This window comes from Frigoribacterium sp. CFBP 13707, from assembly GCF_014842245.1.
Taxonomy (GTDB): Bacteria; Actinomycetota; Actinomycetes; order Actinomycetales; family Microbacteriaceae; genus Frigoribacterium; species Frigoribacterium endophyticum.
Window position 1 is genome coordinate 1 of sequence record NZ_JACYVL010000013.1, and the last position, 17830, is coordinate 17830.

At 72.8% G+C, this 17830-nt stretch carries 14 protein-coding genes; 8 read left to right on the forward strand and 6 right to left on the reverse strand.

Annotation, left to right across the window (positions count from 1 at the left end; all coding sequences use genetic code 11):
• Positions 1-16: 16 nt before the first annotated feature.
• Positions 17-1144 (reverse strand): multiple monosaccharide ABC transporter substrate-binding protein, encoded by a 1128-nt coding sequence (chvE, locus tag IFT45_RS14730; protein ID WP_192129061.1) that lies wholly within the window; start codon positions 1142-1144, stop codon positions 17-19.
• Between the two features lie 258 nt (positions 1145-1402).
• On the opposite strand from chvE, the gene IFT45_RS14735 reads away from it, so the two are divergent.
• The 5 genes from IFT45_RS14735 to IFT45_RS14755 all read left to right on the forward strand — a co-directional run bounded on the left by IFT45_RS14735 (position 1403) and on the right by IFT45_RS14755 (position 7885).
• A complete protein-coding gene (locus IFT45_RS14735) occupies positions 1403-3022 on the forward strand; it encodes a glycoside hydrolase family 43 protein (RefSeq protein WP_192129063.1) in 1620 nt (539 codons plus the stop codon).
• A gap of 173 nt (positions 3023-3195) precedes the next feature.
• The gene (locus IFT45_RS14740) at positions 3196-4218 is read left to right on the forward strand and encodes a LacI family DNA-binding transcriptional regulator (RefSeq protein WP_192129065.1); all 1023 of its coding nucleotides are present in this window, start codon (positions 3196-3198) and stop codon (positions 4216-4218) included.
• A 125-nt stretch (positions 4219-4343) separates the two neighbouring features.
• The gene (locus IFT45_RS14745) at positions 4344-5702 is read left to right on the forward strand and encodes an ABC transporter substrate-binding protein (protein ID WP_244638041.1); all 1359 of its coding nucleotides are present in this window, start codon (positions 4344-4346) and stop codon (positions 5700-5702) included.
• A gap of 63 nt (positions 5703-5765) precedes the next feature.
• On the forward strand, positions 5766-6905 hold the full coding sequence (locus tag IFT45_RS14750) for a carbohydrate ABC transporter permease (RefSeq protein ID WP_192046830.1): 1140 nt from the start codon (positions 5766-5768) through the stop codon (positions 6903-6905).
• The gene (locus tag IFT45_RS14755; protein WP_056058608.1) at positions 6902-7885 is read left to right on the forward strand and encodes a carbohydrate ABC transporter permease; all 984 of its coding nucleotides are present in this window, start codon (positions 6902-6904) and stop codon (positions 7883-7885) included. Before IFT45_RS14750 ends, IFT45_RS14755 begins: the two co-directional genes overlap by 4 nt.
• Before the next feature lie 303 nt (positions 7886-8188).
• Here the strand turns inward: IFT45_RS14755 and IFT45_RS14760 are convergent, their stop codons facing one another.
• Genes IFT45_RS14760 through IFT45_RS14775 form a run of 4 tightly spaced genes read right to left on the reverse strand, consistent with a single transcriptional unit; the run spans position 8189 to position 13776 of the window.
• The gene (locus tag IFT45_RS14760) at positions 8189-10684 is read right to left on the reverse strand and encodes a beta-glucosidase (protein ID WP_192129068.1); all 2496 of its coding nucleotides are present in this window, start codon (positions 10682-10684) and stop codon (positions 8189-8191) included.
• 1 nt (position 10685) lies between these two features.
• Positions 10686-11507 carry a carbohydrate ABC transporter permease gene (locus IFT45_RS14765; protein ID WP_056058617.1) on the reverse strand — a complete coding sequence of 274 codons (822 nt, stop codon included), beginning with the start codon at positions 11505-11507 and terminating at the stop codon, positions 10686-10688.
• Positions 11507-12460, reverse strand: a complete 954-nt coding sequence (locus tag IFT45_RS14770) for a carbohydrate ABC transporter permease (protein ID WP_082514744.1) — start codon at positions 12458-12460, stop codon at positions 11507-11509. The genes IFT45_RS14765 and IFT45_RS14770 overlap by 1 nt, the downstream gene beginning before the upstream one ends.
• Positions 12460-13776, reverse strand: a complete 1317-nt coding sequence (locus tag IFT45_RS14775) for an ABC transporter substrate-binding protein (protein WP_056058623.1) — start codon at positions 13774-13776, stop codon at positions 12460-12462. Before IFT45_RS14775 ends, IFT45_RS14770 begins: the two co-directional genes overlap by 1 nt.
• Positions 13777-13921: 145 nt before the next feature.
• Here IFT45_RS14775 and IFT45_RS14780 point away from each other — a divergent pair, with 145 nt between their 5' ends.
• On the forward strand, positions 13922-14944 hold the full coding sequence (locus tag IFT45_RS14780) for a LacI family DNA-binding transcriptional regulator (protein WP_192129070.1): 1023 nt from the start codon (positions 13922-13924) through the stop codon (positions 14942-14944).
• On the opposite strand, the gene IFT45_RS14785 is transcribed toward IFT45_RS14780, so the two are convergent.
• Positions 14941-15915, reverse strand: coding sequence for a GlxA family transcriptional regulator (locus IFT45_RS14785; protein ID WP_371811035.1), 975 nt, complete (start codon positions 15913-15915; stop codon positions 14941-14943). The two genes, IFT45_RS14780 and IFT45_RS14785, sit on opposite strands and share 4 nt — an antisense overlap.
• Positions 15916-16010: 95 nt before the next feature.
• On the opposite strand from IFT45_RS14785, the gene IFT45_RS14790 reads away from it, so the two are divergent.
• Positions 16011-16679, forward strand: coding sequence for an HD domain-containing protein (locus IFT45_RS14790; protein ID WP_192129072.1), 669 nt, complete (start codon positions 16011-16013; stop codon positions 16677-16679).
• 82 nt (positions 16680-16761) lie between these two features.
• On the forward strand, positions 16762-17811 hold the full coding sequence (locus IFT45_RS14795) for an LLM class flavin-dependent oxidoreductase (protein WP_192129074.1): 1050 nt from the start codon (positions 16762-16764) through the stop codon (positions 17809-17811).
• Positions 17812-17830 lie beyond the last annotated feature (19 nt).

Below are 17830 nucleotides of genomic sequence, written 5' to 3' on the forward strand. Positions count from 1 at the left end.
GCCTGCCGGGGTGGGGTCAGAGACCGACGTCGGAGGCGTCGACGAAGCCCGAGTCGACGAGCGTGCCCTGCACGTCGTCCTTGGTGACGACCACCGGGTCGAGCAGGTACGCGGGGACGACCTTCTCGCCGTTGTCGTACGTGTCGGTGTCGTTCGTCTCGACCTCGTCGCCCGCGACGATGGCCGCCACCATCGCCTGCACCTGGGTGCCGAGCTCGCGGGTGTCCTTCCAGACCGTCATCGACTGCTGGTCGGCGAGGATCGCCTTCACGTTCGCGACGTCGGCGTCCTGGCCGGTGATGATCGGCCAGTCCGAGCCCGGCTGGTAGCCGGCGGCGTCGAGGGAGGCCTCGATGCCGAGCGCGAGGCTGTCGTTCGGCGACAGGACCACGTCGACCTTCTCGCCGCCCGTGTAGAACGACTGCAGCCGGTTGTCCATCTCGGCCTGGGCGTCGTCCGAGCCCCAGCCGAGGATGCCGATGGCCTTCCAGCCGTCGTCGTCGGCGGGCGCCTTGCCGCTCGGCACGACGAGCACGCCGCTCTCGACGTAGGGCTGCAGGACGTCCCACGCGCCGGCGAAGAAGAAGCCGGCGTTGTTGTCGTCGGGGCTGCCGGCGAACGGCTCCATCGTGAAGGGGCCCTTCTCGCCGTCGGCGAGGCCGAGCTGCTCCTCGATGTACTGGCCCTGCAGCTGGCCGACCTTGTAGTTGTCGAAGGTGGCGTAGTAGTCGACGGCCTCGGTGCCGTTGATCAGGCGGTCGTAGGCGATGACGGTGGCGTCCTGCGACTTCGCGTCCTCGAGCGCCGGGCCGAGGGTCTGCCCGTCGATGGCGGCGACGACGAGGATCTTCGCGCCCCCGGCGACCTGGTTCTGGATCTGGCTGATCTGCTGGTCGGTCTTGTTGTCGGCGTACTGCAGGTCGACGGTGCAGCCGTCGCCCTCGAGCTTCTCCTTGAGGCCCTCGCCGTCGTTGATCCAGCGCTCGAGGCTGCGGGTGGGCATGCTGATGCCGACGTTGCACTCGGTGCCGGAGGCGTCGTCGCCCCCGCCGCCGCCGGAGGAGCCGGCGGGTGCGCAGGCCGCGAGGCCGGCGACGAGGCCGACCGTGAGGGCCGCGACGGAGAGCTTCCTTGCTGTGGTCATGGTGCGGATCCTTTCGGTGGGATCTGCCCGGGCGACGCCGCTCCGGTCGCCTCGTCGAGGGCGTGCCGGGCGGTGGTTCGTCGTCGAACCGGACCAGATCGAGCGGGTACTTCGCTGTAGTGCTCGAACCGACGTGGGTGGCGTCGGGGTATTTGTTGGCTCTCGGAACATATACGCGCCCCGATCGTCGGCGCAAGGGCCTCGGAGACCGTTACCGGATCGAGATGAGCCGGGCTCACCGCGGCTATGCTCGCCGTCGTGCCCGCCGACGTGCCCCTCGCTGCCGACCCGACCACCGCCTCCGCCCGGCCCCGCGCGACGCCGGTGCTGCCGGGCTTCCACCCCGACCCGAGCGTCTGCCGGGCGCCCGGCGACGACGTGGTCTGGCTCGCGACGTCGACCTTCGAGTACTGGCCCTCCGTCGCGCTCTCCTCCTCGACCGACCTGCTGACCTGGGAGGCGCGGGGCTCGGTCGTCACCCGGCCCGGCGCCCTCGACCTGGCCGGCGTGCCCGACAGCGGCGGGGCCTACGCGCCCACGCTGCGGCACGGCCTCGGGCGCTGGTGGCTCGTCAGCACGGTGGTCGGCGGCGACCGGCCGGGGTCGTTCGCCTGCACGGCCGACGACCCGGCCGGCCCGTGGTCCGACCCGGTCGTCGTCGAGGGGGCAGAGGGCATCGACCCGGCGCTGTTCTTCGAGGCGCGGCCGGGCGGCCGGCGCGACCGCGTCTGGTGGCTCGGCACGCGCCTCCGCGACCCCGGCTCGTACGAGGGCGAGACCGAGATCTGGCTGCGCGAGCTCGACCCCGACACCCTCCGGCTGACGGGGCCCGAGCACGTCGTCTGGGCGGCCGCGCAGCGCGGCGCCGTCTGGAGCGAGGGGCCGCACCTGGTCGAGCGCGACGGCTGGTTCCACCTCGTCACCGCCGAGGGCGGCACCGAGCGGGCGCACGCCGTCGTCGCCGCCCGCTCGCGCGCCGTCACCGGGCCGTACGAGGTCGACCCGCGCGGCCCGCTGCTCACGCACCGGCACCTCGGGCAGGGGCACCCGGTCGTCGCCGTCGGCCACGCCGACCTCGTCGAGCTGCCCGACGGCGAGTGGCGCGCCACCGTGCTCGGCATGCGCCCGATCGGCGGCCACACGGTGCTCGGCCGCGAGACCTTCCTCGCCCGGGTCACGTGGGAGGACGACCGCCCCGTCGTCAACGCCGGCGTCGGCCAGCTCGACGACGCGGTCGTCGGGCACCGGCCCCGGGTGCCGGAGGCGCGGGTCGACGACCTGAGGGGCTCCCGGCCCCTCGACGCGGCGTGGCTCTCGGTGCGCGGGGCGCCCTCCTTCGCGGTGCCGGGCCCCGACGGCCTGGCGCTCGACGGCGCCGGCGCCGCCCGGCTGCACGACGCGACCGGCGTGCCCGCGTTCGTCGGGGCGCGGCAGCGCGACCACCACGAGACGCTCGAGCTGGCCGTCACGGCGCGGCCGGGAACGGACGGAGCGGCGGGCCTCGTCGTGCGGCAGTCCGGGGCGGCCGACCTCCGCGTCGAGGTCGTGCGCGGGCTCGACGGCGACGGCCTCCGCGTGCGGATCGTGGCGCGCGAGACCGGCGTCGACCGCGAGATCGCCGGTGCCACGGTGGAGGTGACCGGCTTGGGTGGTGTCGAGATGCTGCTCCGCGCCTCCTGCCGGGGCGACGCCTACGACCTCGTCGCGCTCGTCGTCGACCCCGCGGGCGGGCCGCCGGCCGAGCTGCTGCGGGCCCGGGCGGAGGCGCGGGTCGTCAGCACCGAGACGGCCGGCGGGTTCGTCGGCGTGGTCTGGGGCGCCGCGGTCGACGGGCCCGGTCAGCTCGTGCTGCACCGCGCCTCCCGCGCCGTCCGCTGACCTGGCCGTCCGCTCCGGGCGCTCGCGGTCGCGGAAGTGGGCAGACCTCAGGTTGGACAAATCGTCAGCCGTTGCGCATGATGACCTCGCCGCCGATCGCACAGTCGTGCACCGGGGGAGCGCCTGCGTCGCCGCTCCTGTCCTGCGACGCACGACCGATCGAGGTGGATGCCATGGGTGCGACCCGTGACGACGTGGCGCGCCTCGCCGGGGTCTCGTCGAGCACCGTCTCGTACGCGATCAGCGGTCGGCGCACCATCTCGGAGGCGACCCGGCAGCGCGTCGAGCGCGCGATGGCCGAGCTCGACTACACCCCGAACGCCTTCGCCCGCGGCCTCGCCGGCTCCCGCGGCGGGATCCTCGCCCTGCACTACCCGTCCAGCCCCCGCGGCGTGACGTCGTCCGAGTTCGAGTACGTCGCCGCCGCCACCGAGCGCGCCCGGTCGTGCGGCTACCACCTGCTGCTCTGGTCGAACCCGATCGGCGACGTCGAGGGGCTCGGCAGCCTCGTCAGCGAGCGGCTCGTCGACGGCGTGATCCTCATGGAGCTGACCTCGACCGACGCCCGCGTCGAGGTGCTCGAGCGTGCCGGGGTGCCCTTCACCAACATCGGTCGGCCCGACGACGCGGGCCGCCTCTGGTTCGTCGACGCCGACTACGAGGCGATGGGCCGGCTCGCCGTCGACCACGTCGCCGACCTCGGGCACGAGCACCTGTTCTTCCTCAGCCAGGGCCTCGGCGCGCTCGAGCGGGGCTCGGGCCCGCTGACGCGGACGACGCGGGCGCTCGCGGGGCCGGTCCGCGACCGGGGCCTGCGCGTCGAGGTGGTCCACGCCGACACCTCCGTGCGCGGCGGGCGGGAGGCGTTCGCCGCGTTCGCCGCGCTGGTGCCGCGCCCGACGGCCGTGCTCGCCTTCAACGAGATGGCGCTCGCCGGCTTCGTCCAGGCCGCCGCGCTCGGCGGCTGTCGCGTGCCCGACGACGTCACCGTCGTCGCGCTGAGCATCGGCGACCTGGCCGCCGACATGACCTCCCCGCCCCTGACCACGGTGTCGCCGCCGGGCGAGGAGATCGCCGCCGCGGCCGTCGACGACCTCGTCGCCGCCATCGAGGACCGCCGCGGCGAGGCGCCGCACCTGCTCGTCGCGCCGCGGCTCACGGTGCGCGGCAGCTCCGCTCCGCCGACACGCTCCTAGGCGCGGTTGCGCGCCTCCGCACGGTGTGTGACACTCATCGTCGACGCGCGTCGATGACGACACGTCGACGGTCCGCTCGACAGCACGAGCGATCGCCCGCCGCACCACTCAATGAGGAGAACCCCATGCGAGCACCCCTGAACCGCCGCGTCACCGGCGGGATGGCCTTCCTGGCCGCCACGAGCCTCCTGTTGGTCGGCTGCTCCGGCAGCTCCGACCCCAACGACCCCAACGCCGGCGGCGGAGCCGGCGGGTCGGTCGGCACCGCCGACGGCGTCGTGAACGTCTACGGCACGATCAACGGCGACGAAGCGACCCTCCTCGAGCAGTCCTGGGCGGACTGGGAGAAGGAGAACGACATCGAGATCAAGTACACGGGCGACAAGGAGTTCGAGAAGCAGATCGGCATCAAGGTCCAGGGCGGCGACACCCCCGACCTCGCGATCTTCCCGCAGCCCGGCCTGCTGGCCGACACGGTCAAGTCCGGCAAGGTGCAGGAGCTCCCCGCCGACGCCCTCGCCAACGTCAAGGAGGGCTGGTCGGAGGACTGGCAGAAGTACGGCCAGGTCGACGGCACCCAGTACGGCGCGCCCCTCATGGCCAGCGTCAAGGGCTACGTCTGGTACTCGCCGGCGAAGTTCGCCGAGTGGGGCGTCGAGGTCCCCAAGACGTACGACGACCTCGTCGCGCTGTCGAAGACCATCCAGGAGAAGACCGGCGGCCCGTCGTGGTGCGCCGGCTTCAACTCGGGCGAGGCCTCGGGCTGGCCCGGCACCGACTGGGTCGAGGACCTCGTGCTGCGTGAGGCCGGCCCTGACGCCTACGACTCGTGGGTCGCCGGCGACACGAAGTTCACCGACCCCGAGATCAAGTCGGCCTTCGACGCGGTCGGCGAGATCCTCCTCGACCCGACGCTCGTCAACGCCGGCTACGGCGACGTGAAGTCGATCAACTCGACCGCGTTCGGCGACGTCGCGACCAACGTCGCGAACGGCAGCTGCGCCCTGACCCACCAGGCCTCGTTCTTCGAGGGCTTCCTGACCGCGGCGAACAACGCCGAGGGCCAGCCCGCCACCGTCGCCGAGGACGGCGACGTCTGGGCCTTCCTCACCCCGCCGATGGAGGAGGGCGACCCCGCCGCCGTCACCGGCGGCGGCGAGTTCGTCGCCGCGTTCTCGAACGACGACGACACCGCGAAGGTGCAGGCGTACCTCGCCAGCGCCGACTGGGCCAACAGCCGCGTCTCGCTCGGCGGCGTCATCTCCGCCAACCAGGGCCTCGACCCGGAGAACGCCGGCAGCGACCTGCTGAAGAGCGCCGTGGAGATCCTCCAGGGCACCGACACCACCTTCCGCTTCGACGGCTCCGACCTGATGCCCAAGTCGGTCGGCTCCGACAGCTTCTGGAAGGGCATGGTCGACTGGATCGACGGCACCGACACCGACTCGGTCCTCGAGGAGATCCAGGCCGGCTACACCTCCTAGTCGTCCTTCCGTCAGGGGCCGTCGTTCGTCGGCGGCCCCTGGCCCGTCCCCGAAAGGACAGCGATGTCCAGCTTCTTCCAGTGGTTGGCGGGTGTCCCGCCCCTGGCGCAGATCCCCCTGATCCTGATCGCCTTCACCGCGCTCGTCGGCATCGTGCTCGTCTTCGTCGAGTTCGCCCCGCGTCGCGGCCTCCAGTACACGATCCTCCGGCTCGCGGTCTGCGTGCTCGTCCCGGTCGTGGTGCTCCTCGCGTTCGGCCTCTACAACTCGGTGATGTGGGTCGCGGTCGTCGCGGCCGTGCTCGGCGGCGGGCTGTTCCTGCTCGACTACCGCTCGAAGCGCGGCTCCGGCTACTCGCTGCAGCTGATCGCCTTCATGGCCCCCGCGGTCTTCTTCCTCATCATCGGCCTGATCTACCCGACGATCACCACGGCCGGGCAGGCCTTCATGAAGAACGACGGCTCCGGCTTCGCCGGCATCGACAACTTCATCTGGGTCTTCACGAGCCCCGACGGCCTCACCGCCTTCGGCAACACGCTGGTCTGGGTGCTGCTCGCCCCGATCACGGCGACGGCCATCGGCCTCGCCTACGCCGTGTTCATCGACAAGAGCCGCGGCGAGAAGGTCCTCAAGCTGCTGGTCTTCATGCCGATGGCGATCTCGTTCGTCGGTGCGTCGATCATCTTCAAGTTCTTCTACGACATCCGCCAGGGCGAGCAGATCGGCCTCCTGAACGGCGTCCTGGTCGCGTTCGGCGGCCAGCCCGTCGACTGGCTGGGGCTCGAGCCCTGGAACACCCTGCTGCTCGTGATCGTGCTGATCTGGACCCAGGCCGGCTTCGCGATGACGGTGCTCTCCGCCGCCATCAAGGGCGTCCCCGCCGAGCAGCTCGAGGCGGCGTCGCTCGACGGCACCAACGGCTTCCAGGCCTTCCGCCACATCACCGTGCCGGGCATCCGCACGACGATCATCGTCGTGCTCACGACGATCTCGATCGCCTCGCTCAAGGTCTACGACATCGTCTCGGCGATGACCGGCGGCCGCAACGACACGACCATCCTCGCGTTCGAGATGGTGCGCCAGTTCCAGCTCGGCAGCCGCACCGGCTACAGCTCGGCGCTGGCCGTCATCCTGTTCGTCCTGGTGCTGCCGATCGTGATCTACAACGCCCGCCAGATCCAGAAGCAGAGGGAGATCCGATGACCGCCACGCCCACCCCGGTCGGGGTCGCCGTCCCCCCTCGCACCGAGAGCCAGCTGAAGCGCGGCGTCGCGAAGATCGAGAACTCCAGCGGCAAGCTGAAGAAGGGCACGACGAGCCGCGGGGCGACCATCGCCGCCCTGATCATCGCCGTGATCTGGACCCTGCCCACCGCCGGCCTCTTCATCTCGTCGTTCCGCCCCGCGACCGACATCAAGACGACGGGCTGGTGGACGGTCTTCGCCAACCCCGGCTTCACGCTCGACAACTACGTCAACGCGCTGAACTCGGGCGACAGCCTGACCCTCGGCAAGGCCTTCCTCAACTCGCTCGTCATCACGCTGCCCGCGGCGCTGATCCCGATCACGATCGCGAGCCTCGCGGCCTACGCGTTCGCCTGGATCGACTTCAAGGGCCGCAACACGATGTTCGTGCTGGTGTTCGCCCTGCAGATCGTGCCGATCCAGATGGCCCTCGTGCCGCTGTTGCGCCTGTTCTCGGACGGGCTCGTCATCGGCGGGCTGTACATCCTCCCCGGCCTCGGGGTGAACGGGCTCGACGGCTCGTTCGCGAAGGTGTGGATCGCGCACACGATCTTCGCGCTGCCGCTGGCCATCTTCATGCTGCACAACTTCATCAGCGAGATCCCGGCCGAGGTCATCGAGGCCGCGCGCATGGACGGCGCGGGGCACGGCCAGGTCTTCTTCCGCATCGTGCTGCCGTTGTCGATGCCGGCCATCGCCTCCTTCGGCATCTTCCAGTTCTTGTGGGTCTGGAACGACCTGCTCGTCGCGACGGTGTTCACGTCGGGCGAGGGGCTGCCGATCACGAAGGCCCTGCAGGACCTCTCGGGCTCGTACGGCCAGTCGTGGGAGCTGCTCACGGCGGGCGCGTTCATCTCGATCATCGTGCCCCTGATCGTGTTCTTCGCCCTGCAGCGCTTCTTCGTGCGCGGCCTGCTGGCCGGCGCGACGAAGGGCTGACCCCGAGGAGTCGCGGGTCGGCCCCCGCAGGCTGCCTCACCACGGACGCCGGTCCGGTGCACCCGCACCGGGCCGGCGTCCGTCGTCGGCCCGGGTCGCGCGCGCGGCCGCGCGTGCGCCCGCGAGGTGACGTGATCTGGGCCCTCGACGGTGCCGAGGGCCCAGATCGGGTCACCTCGATGAGGCCTGCGGGAGGCGCGGGTCGCCTCCCCGGGGAGCGCACACGCCGGAGGGGGCGGCGCCTCCACAGCACCGCCCCCTCCGTCCCCTCACCCCCGCGCACCACGGCGGGGGCCCGGTGCCTCAGCGCACAGTCACCACCGAGGTCAGGCGGCGGGTGTGGTCGACGACCCGCGCCTCCCCGGTCACCTCGACGTCGACCGCGGCGACGACGTCGCTGCTCGAGCGGGCGACCCGCAGCTGCAGGGCCCCCGTCTCGATGCGCCGCAGGCCGTCGCGACCGGTCGCCGAGGCGAGGTCGACCGGCACCACGATCTCGAGCACGGCCTGCTCGCCGGGCGCGAGCTGCGGGGTGCGCCCGTAGGCGACCAGCCGCTGCCCCGGCCGGACCGTCTCGGCCACCGGGTCGTGCAGGTAGACCTGCACGACATCGGCCCCGATCCGGTCGCCGGTGTTGTGCACGGTCACCTCGAGCGCGACCTCGCCGACGGTCGGCACGCGCAACGGCCCGTCGCCGCCGCCGGGAACGACGACGTCCCAGCCGAAGGTCGTGTACGACAGCCCGTGCCCGAAGCCGAAGGCCGGCGTCGGGTCGACGTCCGACACGGCCGACCGCGCGGCGAGCGGGCTCTGCAGGTAGGTCGACGGCTGGGCACCCGGGTGGGCGGGCACGCTCACGGGCAGCCGGCCCGACGGCGTGGTCGCGCCGGTGAGCACGTCGACGACCGCCGCCGCGCCCTCCTCGCCGGGGAAGAACGCCTGCACGACCGCGGCCGCCTCCGTGGCGGCACGGCCGAGGGCGTAGGGGCGCCCGGTGAAGAGCACGACCACGGTCGGCGTGCCGGTGTCGAGCACGGCGTCGAGCAGCTGCTGCTGCACGCCGGGCAGCGCGAGGTCGACGGCGTCGCAGCCCTCGCCGCTCGTGCCGCGGCCGAAGAGGCCGGCGCGGTCGCCGAGCACGACGAGCGCGACGTCGACGTCGCGGGCGGCCTCGACGGCGGCGGGGATGCCCGAGGCGTCCGTCCCGTCCACGTCGCAGCCCGCGACGACCGCGCCCAGGCCGGGCACCGCCTCCCGCAGGCGCTCCGCGAAGGTGGGCAGCTCGATGCCGACCGCGACGTCGGGGTGCTGCGACCCCACGTGCGCCGGGAAGGAGTAGCAGCCCAGCAGCGCGGCGGAGGTGTCGGCGTTCGGGCCGACCACGGCGAGGCGCGGGGCGGTGCCCCGGCCGGCCTCGGAGCCCCGGCCGACGCCGGAGGCCGAGCCGGCCCCGGTCAGCGGCAGCGCCCCGGCGAGCGGCAGCACCCCGTCGTTGCGCAGCAGCACGACGGCCTCGTCGGCGAGCCGCCGGGCGAGGGCGCGGTTGCCGGCCGTGTCGAGGTCGATGTCGTCGGCGCGGGCGAGGGGCGCCTCCGGGTCCCACCCGGGGTCGAGCAGCCCGAGCTCGGCCTTCTGGGTCAGCACGCGGAGCGCGGCCCGGTCGATCAGGGCCTCGTCGACCTCGCCGGCGCGCACGGCGGCGACGAGGGCGGGCCCGAACGCGTCGACCGTGGGCAGCTCGACGTCGACGCCGGCGGCGAGGGCCAGCCCCGCCGCCTCGGCCCGCGAGCCCGCGACGCCGTGCAGCGTCTCGAGGAAGGCGACGCCGAAGTAGTCGGCGACGACGGTGCCGTCGAAGCCCCAGGTGTCGCGCAGCAGCCCGGTCAGCAGCGACTCGTCGGCGGCTGAGGGCACCCCGTCGATGTCGGTGTAGGCGTGCATGACGCTCCGCACGCCGCCGAGGGCCACGGCCATCTCGAACGGCGGCAGCACGACGTCGGCGAGCTCGCGCCGCCCCATCGAGACGGGGGCGAGGTTGCGGCCCGCGCGCGACGCCGAGTAGCCGGCGAAGTGCTTGAGCGTCGCGACGACGCCGGCGCTCTCGAGCCCCTGCACGTAGGCGGTGGCGACGGTGCCCACGAGGTGCGGGTCCTCCCCGATGGTCTCCTCCACGCGGCCCCACCGGGCGTCGCGCACGACGTCGAGCACGGGGGCGAGCCCCTGGTGCACGCCGACCGAGCGCAGGTCGTCGCCGATGCGCGCGGCCATCTCGCGGACGAGCTCCGGGTCGAAGGAGGCGCCCCACGAGAGCGGCACCGGGTACGCGGTGGCGCCCCAGGCCGCGAAGCCCGCGAGGCACTCCTCGTGCGCGAGGGCCGGCACGCCGAAGCGGCCGCTCTCGACGATGGTGCGCTGGGTGCGGGCCAGCGAACGGGCGCCGGCCACGGCCTCGACCGGGGCCGTGCCGAACGGGCGCGTCAGCTGCCCGAGGCCGGTCGGCAGCAGCTCGTCGAGCGAGACGGGCTCGGCCATGTCGTGCTGGTGCGGGGCGACCTCGGCGCCGTCGGCCGAGGCGCCGACCCAGATGCCGAACAGCTGGGCGGTCTTCTCCTCGAGGGTCATCGCCGCGACGAGGGCCGCGGCGCGCTCCACGGCCGGCAGGGCCGGGTCGCGCCAGGGGCCGTCGAGGGGGGCCGACGAGGAGGCGCGGGCCGGCTCCGCCGCCGCCCCTCCCGCCGCCGGGGCGCCGGCGCCGATGCCGGCGCTCGTGCTGGTGCGGGTGCTGGTGCTGCTGGTCATGTCACTTGCCGCCTACTCCGATGAGGCCCTGCACCAGCGCGCGACGCGCGAAGAGGTAGAGCACGAGGATCGGGATCATCGAGAGCACCACCGCGGCCAGGAGGCCGGGGATGTTCACGCCGTACTGGGTCTGGAAGTTGAAGAGTCCGAGCGTGACGACGCGGGTGTCGTCGGACTGCGTGAGGATCAGGGGGAAGAGGAAGCCGTTCCACGCCTGGAGCGCCGAGAAGACGACGATCGTCGCGAGGCCGCCCTTCGAGAGCGGCAGCACGAGCCGGAAGAAGGCGCGGAACGGCGTCGCGCCGTCCATCGACATCGCCTCGTAGAGCTCGGGCGAGATGTCGCGCATGACGCCCGACAGGATGAGCGTGCAGACCGGCAGCGCGAACGCCGCGGTCGGCAGGATGACCCCGAGGAGGTTGTCGTACAGCCCGGCGACCGAGATCAGGTAGAAGATCGGCACGATCACGGCCTGCGCCGGCACCGCGAGCCCGAGCAGGAAGACGCGGAAGACGCCCCGCACGAGCGGCGAGGTGCTGCGCACGATCGCGTAGGCGAGCGGCGGCACGAGCAGCAGCACGACGAGCACCACGGCGACCGTGACGAACAGCGTGTTGAGGAAGTACTGGGCGAAGCCGGTGTCGAAGGCGTCGACGTAGTTCGAGAGCGTGAAGTCGCCGAACGGCAGCGAGAGCGGGCCGTTCGCGGCGTAGCCGGTGCGGGTCTGCAGGGTGGCCGTGACCATCGCGTAGAGCGGCAGGGCCACGACGGCGAGCCAGATCGCGGCCAGGGTGCCGGCGATCCAGTTGGGTCGGGTGGTCATCAGACTCCTTCTGCCTGGGAGCGCATCTCGCCGTAGCCCGAGAACTTGACGACGATCAACGAGATCGCCGTCGCGACGATCACGAGCGCGACCGCGATGACGCTGGCGCCGCCGAAGTCGAACGACGAGAAGGCCTTCTGGTACATGTACAGCGGCGAGACGAGCGTGTCGGTGCCGGGGCCGCCGTTGGTGAGGATCAGCACGGTCTCGAAGGTGGTGAGGCCGCCGACGAGCATGAGGATCAGCGACGTGACCACGGTGTTCTTGAGCTGCGGCAGCGTGATGCTGAAGAACTGGCGCACCATGCCGGCGCCGTCGAGCGAGGCCGCCTGGTAGAGCACGGCCGGGATGCCGCGTGCGCCGCCCTGGTAGATCAGCGTGTGGAACGGCGTGTACTGCCAGGTGCTGACGAACACGAGCACCGCGATCGCCGTGCCCTGGTGGCCGAACAGGTTGCCGTCGCCGAAGAGCCAGGGCGCGCTGCCGGGGATGCCGAAGTTGGGGTCGAGCAGCGCTCGCCAGAGCACCGAGATGGCGGCCGACGAGAGCAGCAGGGGGATGAACCAGATCGCGACGACGGCGGCGCGGGCGCGCTGCTGGCCGGCGGCCCAGACCCCGAGGAGGAGCGAGACCGGGGTCTGCACGGCGATCGAGAGCAGCACGAGCACGACGGTCAGCCCGATGCTCTTGAGCAGCAGGGAGTCCTGGCCGATGCGGGTCCAGTTGTCGAGGCCGACGAACCGGGGGTCGCCGATTCCGCCCCAGGTGACGAACGACATCCAGACCGTGGCGACGAGCGGCACGAGGGCGAAGAGCCCGAAGAAGACGGTGGCGGGCAGCGCCCAGACGGAGCCGGGCCGGCCGACGGCGGCCTGCCCCGTCCGGGGCCGACCGGCACGGCGAGCCGTGCCGGTCGACCCGAGCGCCCCGCGACGAGCGGTGGCGGACGACATCACGGAGCCTGCAGCGCCTGCATGGCGGCGATGAAGCCGTCCTCGTCGAGGGTGCCGCTGAAGTACTGCGCGACGGCGGTGTGGATCGGCGTCATCGCGGCGGGCGGGTAGGCCTGGTCCCACGAGAGCTGGAACGACGGGGCGTCGGCCACGAGGTCGAACTGGTACTGCGAGTAGGCCGGGTCGGCCGCCGTCGACAGGAAGTCGGGCGTGTTCGTCGTGGTCGGCAGGTTGCCGATCGCGAGCTGCTGCTGCACGAACTCGTCGCTGTACATGATCTTCAGGAAGTCCTCGACGGCGTCGGGGTACCGCGTGCCCTTGATGACCGAGTAGAAGTTGTTCGTGTTGCCAGCCAGGTTGGCCGGGTCGCCCTTGCCGCCCTCGACGGTCGGGAAGGTCGTGTAGCCGAGGTCGGTCGCGGCGAACTCCGGGTCCTCGTTCTGCTGGGTCGAGTACTCCCACGAGCCCATCAGCTCGAACGCGGCCTTGCCGGTGCGGAGCAGGGCGGGCGAGCCGCCGTCGGTGAACTTGACCGAGTCGAAGTTCGTGCCGAAGCCGCCGGCGTCGACCAGGTCGCGCAGCATGCCGAGCGCCTCCCTGCTGTCGTCGCTGGCCCAGGCGTCGGCGTCGCCGTCGAGGGCCGACTGGAACAGCTCGGGCCCGGCGACGCGGTCGTACGCGTACTGGAACCACATCTGGGTCGGCCACTGGTCGCCGCCGCCGAGCGCGATCGGGGTGACCCCTGCGCCCTTCAGCGTCTCGACGGCCGCCATCAGGTCGTCCCAGGTCTCGGGCACGGCGATGCCGGCGTCGGCGAGGACCTTCTTGTTGTAGAAGAGCATCACGGGCTGCGTGCCGCGCATCGGCACCCCGTACGCCTTCTCGTCGAAGCGGGCCGTGTCGAAGACCGAGGGCAGGAAGGCCTCCTCCAGCTGCGGGTCGTCGGCGATCATGTCGTCGAGCGGCAGCAGCAGGTCGGCGTCGACGAACGGCTTGATGCTGCCGCCGCCCCAGTTGAAGAAGACGTCGGGCGCGCTGTCCGTGTCGATGATCGTCTGCAGCTTCTGCTGGTAGTTCGCGCCGGGGATGACGTCCAGCACGGCCTTGACGTCGCTGGTCTCGTTGAACTTCGCGACCACCGCCTCCTCGACCTTGTTGGTGGCGTCGCCGTACACCGCGACGTGGATCTCGTTCTCGGGGCGGCTCTCGGCGCCGGAGCCGCCAGAGCAGCCGGCGAGGAGCGCGCCGGTGGCGAGCGTCGCGACGACCGCGAGCGACCGCCGCAGTCGCCGGGAGCGGGGGGATGAACTGTTCATCGTTGAACACCTTCCGAAAGTTTCGGTGATTCGCCCGAAATGAGTGCCGGACGGTCGAAGCATAGGCAGGAGGCGCCCCCGAGGTCAATAGGTTGTCGCAGACCACAAATGGCGGGCGCCGCCGACCGCCAGCTACGATCACCGGATGGACGAGCTCGACGCCGCACCCCGGACGACGCTGGCCGAGGTGGCCGACGAGGCCGGTGTCTCGCTGTCGACGATCTCGAAAGTGTTGAACGCGCGGGCGGATGTATCGGCGAGCACCCGCGCCCGCGTCGAGGCCCTGCTCGAGGACCGCGGCTACCGCCGCCGGTCCTCGCCCTCGCGGTCGTCCACCCTCGTCGAGCTGGTCTTCCACGAGCTCGACTCGGCCTGGGCGCTCGAGATCATCCGCGGCGTGGAGGACGTCGCCCGCGCTCGCGGCCTCAGCGTCGTGCTCACCCAGAGCGGCGACCGGCACTCGCCCGACGCGGGCTGGGTCGACGGGGTGCTGCGCCGTCGACCGGCCGGCGTGGTGCTGGTCTTCTCCGACCTGGGGGAGTCGCAGACCGCCCAGCTGCGCTCGCGCGACATCCCCTTCGTGATCGTCGACCCCGCCGGCGACCCCGCGCCCGACGTGCCCTCGGTGGGCTCGGCCAACTGGTCGGGGGGCATGGCCGCCACCCGGCACCTGCTCGAGCTCGGCCACCGGCGGATCGCCGCGATCACGGGCCCCGACGACATGATGTGCTCGCTCGCCCGGCTCGACGGCTACCGATCGGCGATGGGCGCCGCGGGCGTCGCCGTCGACGAGCGGCACGTCGCGTTCGGCGACTTCCAGGTCGGCGGCGGCCGCGAGGCGGCGATGCGCATGCTCCGGCTGCCCGAGCCCCCGACCGCGATCTTCGCGGGCAGCGACCTCCAGGCGCTGGGCGTCTTCGACGCGGCCCGCTCGCTCGGCCTCGCCGTGCCCGACGACCTCTCCGTGGTCGGCTACGACGACCTGCCGCTCGCCGAGTGGACGAGCCCCCGCCTCACCACCGTTCACCAGCCGCTCCGCGAGATGGCGCAGGAGGCGACGCGGCTCGTGCTCGGCGGCACCGCGGGGCGGCCGACCCGGCTCGACCTCGCGACGTACCTGGTGCGGCGCGAGAGCACGGCGGCGCCGGCGCCCGCCGCAGCCGCCTAGCCGGCCTGTCGCAGCGGCGCGCGCCCGGCGAACGTCGCCCGGTACGCCCGCGGCGTCGTGCCGAGCACGCGCCCGAAGTGGTGCCGCAGCACGGCCGACGACCCGAAGCCGACGCTCGCCGCGATGGCGTCGAGCCCGAGCGACGTCGTCTCGAGCAGCTGCTGGGCCCGCAGGAGGCGCTGCCTCGTCACCCAGGCCGCGGGCGTCGTGCCCCGCTCGGCCCGGAAGCGCCGGGCGAACGTCCGCGGCGACATGTGCACCCGCGCGGCCAGCGACTCCACCGGGAGCTCCTCGTCGAGGTGCTCGAGCACCCACGCCGTGAGGGGAGCGAGCGAGGTGTCGGGCTCGGCCGGCAGCGGGGTCTCGATGAACTGGCTCTGGCCGCCGTCGCGGTGCGGGGGCACCACCATGCGGCGGGCGACGACGTTCGCGGCGGCCGCGCCGGCCACCCGGCGGACGAAGTGCAGGCAGGCGTCGATGCCGGCCGCGGTGCCGGCCCCGGTGATGACGCGGCGGTCCTCGACGAAGAGCACGTCGGGGTCGACGGTGACGGCGGGGTGCTCGGCGGCGAGGCGGTCGGCGTACATCCAGTGCGTGGTGGCGCGGCGGCCGTCGAGCACGCCCGCCGCCGCGAGCACGAAGGCGCCGCTGCAGACGCTGATCAGCCACGCGCCGCGGGCCTCGGCGCAGCGGATCAGGTCGAGGGCCGCGGGGGAGAGGGCGTCGGGGCCGGTGCCGAGGGCGGGCACGCAGAGGACGTCGGCGCCCTCGGCGGCGTCGAGCCCCAGCTCGACCGTGATCGAGAAGCCCTGGTTCGTGCGCACGAGGCCGGGGCGCTCGGTGACGACCCGGTGCTCGAAGGCGGGGCCGCCGGCGGCGCGGCGGTCGAGGCCGAAGACCTCGCAGAGCACCCCGAACTCGAAGGGGGCGACGCCGTCGGCGACGAGGGTGGCGACGGTCAGGGGCTCCACGGGTCTCCTCGAGGTGGTCGTGCTTGGCAGGAACGGTGCGTCTCGTGGCGATGCTGCCACTCGTCGGCGCCCGTGTCCACTCGTAGGGTCGCTGCATGACCTCCGCCCCGGCCCCCGCCCCCGCCGACGCCGCCGCCCGCGTCGAGCAGCTGCTCGCGCCTCCCACCGTCGTGGCCGCGCGCTCGCGCGCCGTGGCGGCCGCCCACGCCTCCGCCGCCCTGGTCGGCCACAGCGAGCGGTCGTGGGTGCTCGCGGCCGAGCTCGGGCGCCGCGAGGGGGTGGCCTTCGACCCGGAGCTGCTCTACGCCGCGTCGCTGCTGCACGACCTCGGCCTCGTCGCGTCGTTCGACAGCCACGAGGTCGCCTTCGAGCGGGCGGGCGGCGACGTGGCGCGCGTCTTCGCCGCGGGCGCGGGCTGGGACGACGACCGCCAGCGGCGCCTCGGCGAGGTCGTCGTGCGCCACATGTGGCCGGCGGTGTCGGCCGAGCTCGACGCCGAGGGGCACCTGCTCGAACGGGCCACGAGCCTCGACGTCAGCGGGGTGGGCGGCGACGACTGGGAGCCCGCGTTCGTCGCGGCCCTCGTCGAGCGGGTGCCGCGCACGGGCTTCGCGGCGGAGTTCGGCGTCGCGATCGCCGCCCAGGCGCACCGCAAGCCGGCGACCGAGGCGGGCCGCGCCGTCCGCTCGGGCATCACCCGCCGGCTCGCGGAGAACCCGCTCGACCGCCTCGGCGGGGTCCCGCTCGACCGCCTCGGCGGCTGAGTGCGATCCGTCGGAATGGGGAGGCGCCTCCCCGGGTTGCCCCGCTAGCATGATGCAAACGCATGGAAATGGAGCGCACCCCATGGCACACCCCCTCGAGTTCGGACTCGACACCTTCGGCGACGTCACCGAGCGCCCGGCCGGGGCCGCCGACGCCGGCCAGCTCGTCTCGCACGCGCAGTCGATCCGCGACCTGGTCGACCAGGCCGTGCTCGCCGACCAGGTCGGCCTCGACTTCATCGGCGTCGGTGAGCACCACCGCGTCGACTTCGCCGTCAGCGCCCCCGAGGTCGTGCTCGCCGCGATCGCGGCGCGCACCGAGACCATCCGCATGGGCTCGGCCGTGACCGTGCTCAGCAGCGACGACCCCGTCCGGGTCTACGAGCGCTTCGCCACCGTCGACGCCCTGTCGAACGGGCGGGCCGAGGTCATCCTCGGGCGCGGCTCGTTCACCGAGTCGTTCCCGCTCTTCGGCCTCGACCTGCAGGACTACGAGGTGCTCTTCGAGGAGAAGATCCAGCTCTTCGCCGAGCTGCTGAAGGACGAGCCCGTCACCTGGACGGGCACGAAGCGCGGTGCCCTCAGCGAGCAGTGGGTCTACCCGCGCCCCGAGAGCGGCACCCTGAAGACCTGGGTCGGCGTCGGCGGGTCGCCGCAGTCGGTGATCCGTGCCGCGCACTACGGCCTGCCGCTCTTCCTCGCCATCATCGGCGGCCAGCCCGCCCAGTTCGCGCCCTACGCCGACCTCTACCGCCGGGCCCTGACCGAGTTCGGCAAGGAGCCGCAGCCCATCGCGATGCACTCGCCCGGCTTCGTGCTCGAGACCGACGACGAGGCGAAGGAGCTGCTGTACCCGTACCAGGAGGCGCAGACGAACCAGCTCGGTCGCGAGCGCGGCTGGCCCCCCTACTCGCGCGCGCAGTACGAGCAGAGCGCCGGCCCCGACGGCGCCCTCTACGTCGGCTCGCCCGAGACGGTCGCAGCGAAGATCGCGAAGAACATGGCCCTGCTCGGCGCGACGCGCTTCGACATGCGGTACAGCATGGGGCGCCTGCCGCACGAGGCGATGATGCGCAGCATCGAGCTGTACGGCACGAAGGTGGTGCCCCTGGTGCGCGAGATGCTCGCCTAGCGAGCACCGCGCCTCCGGC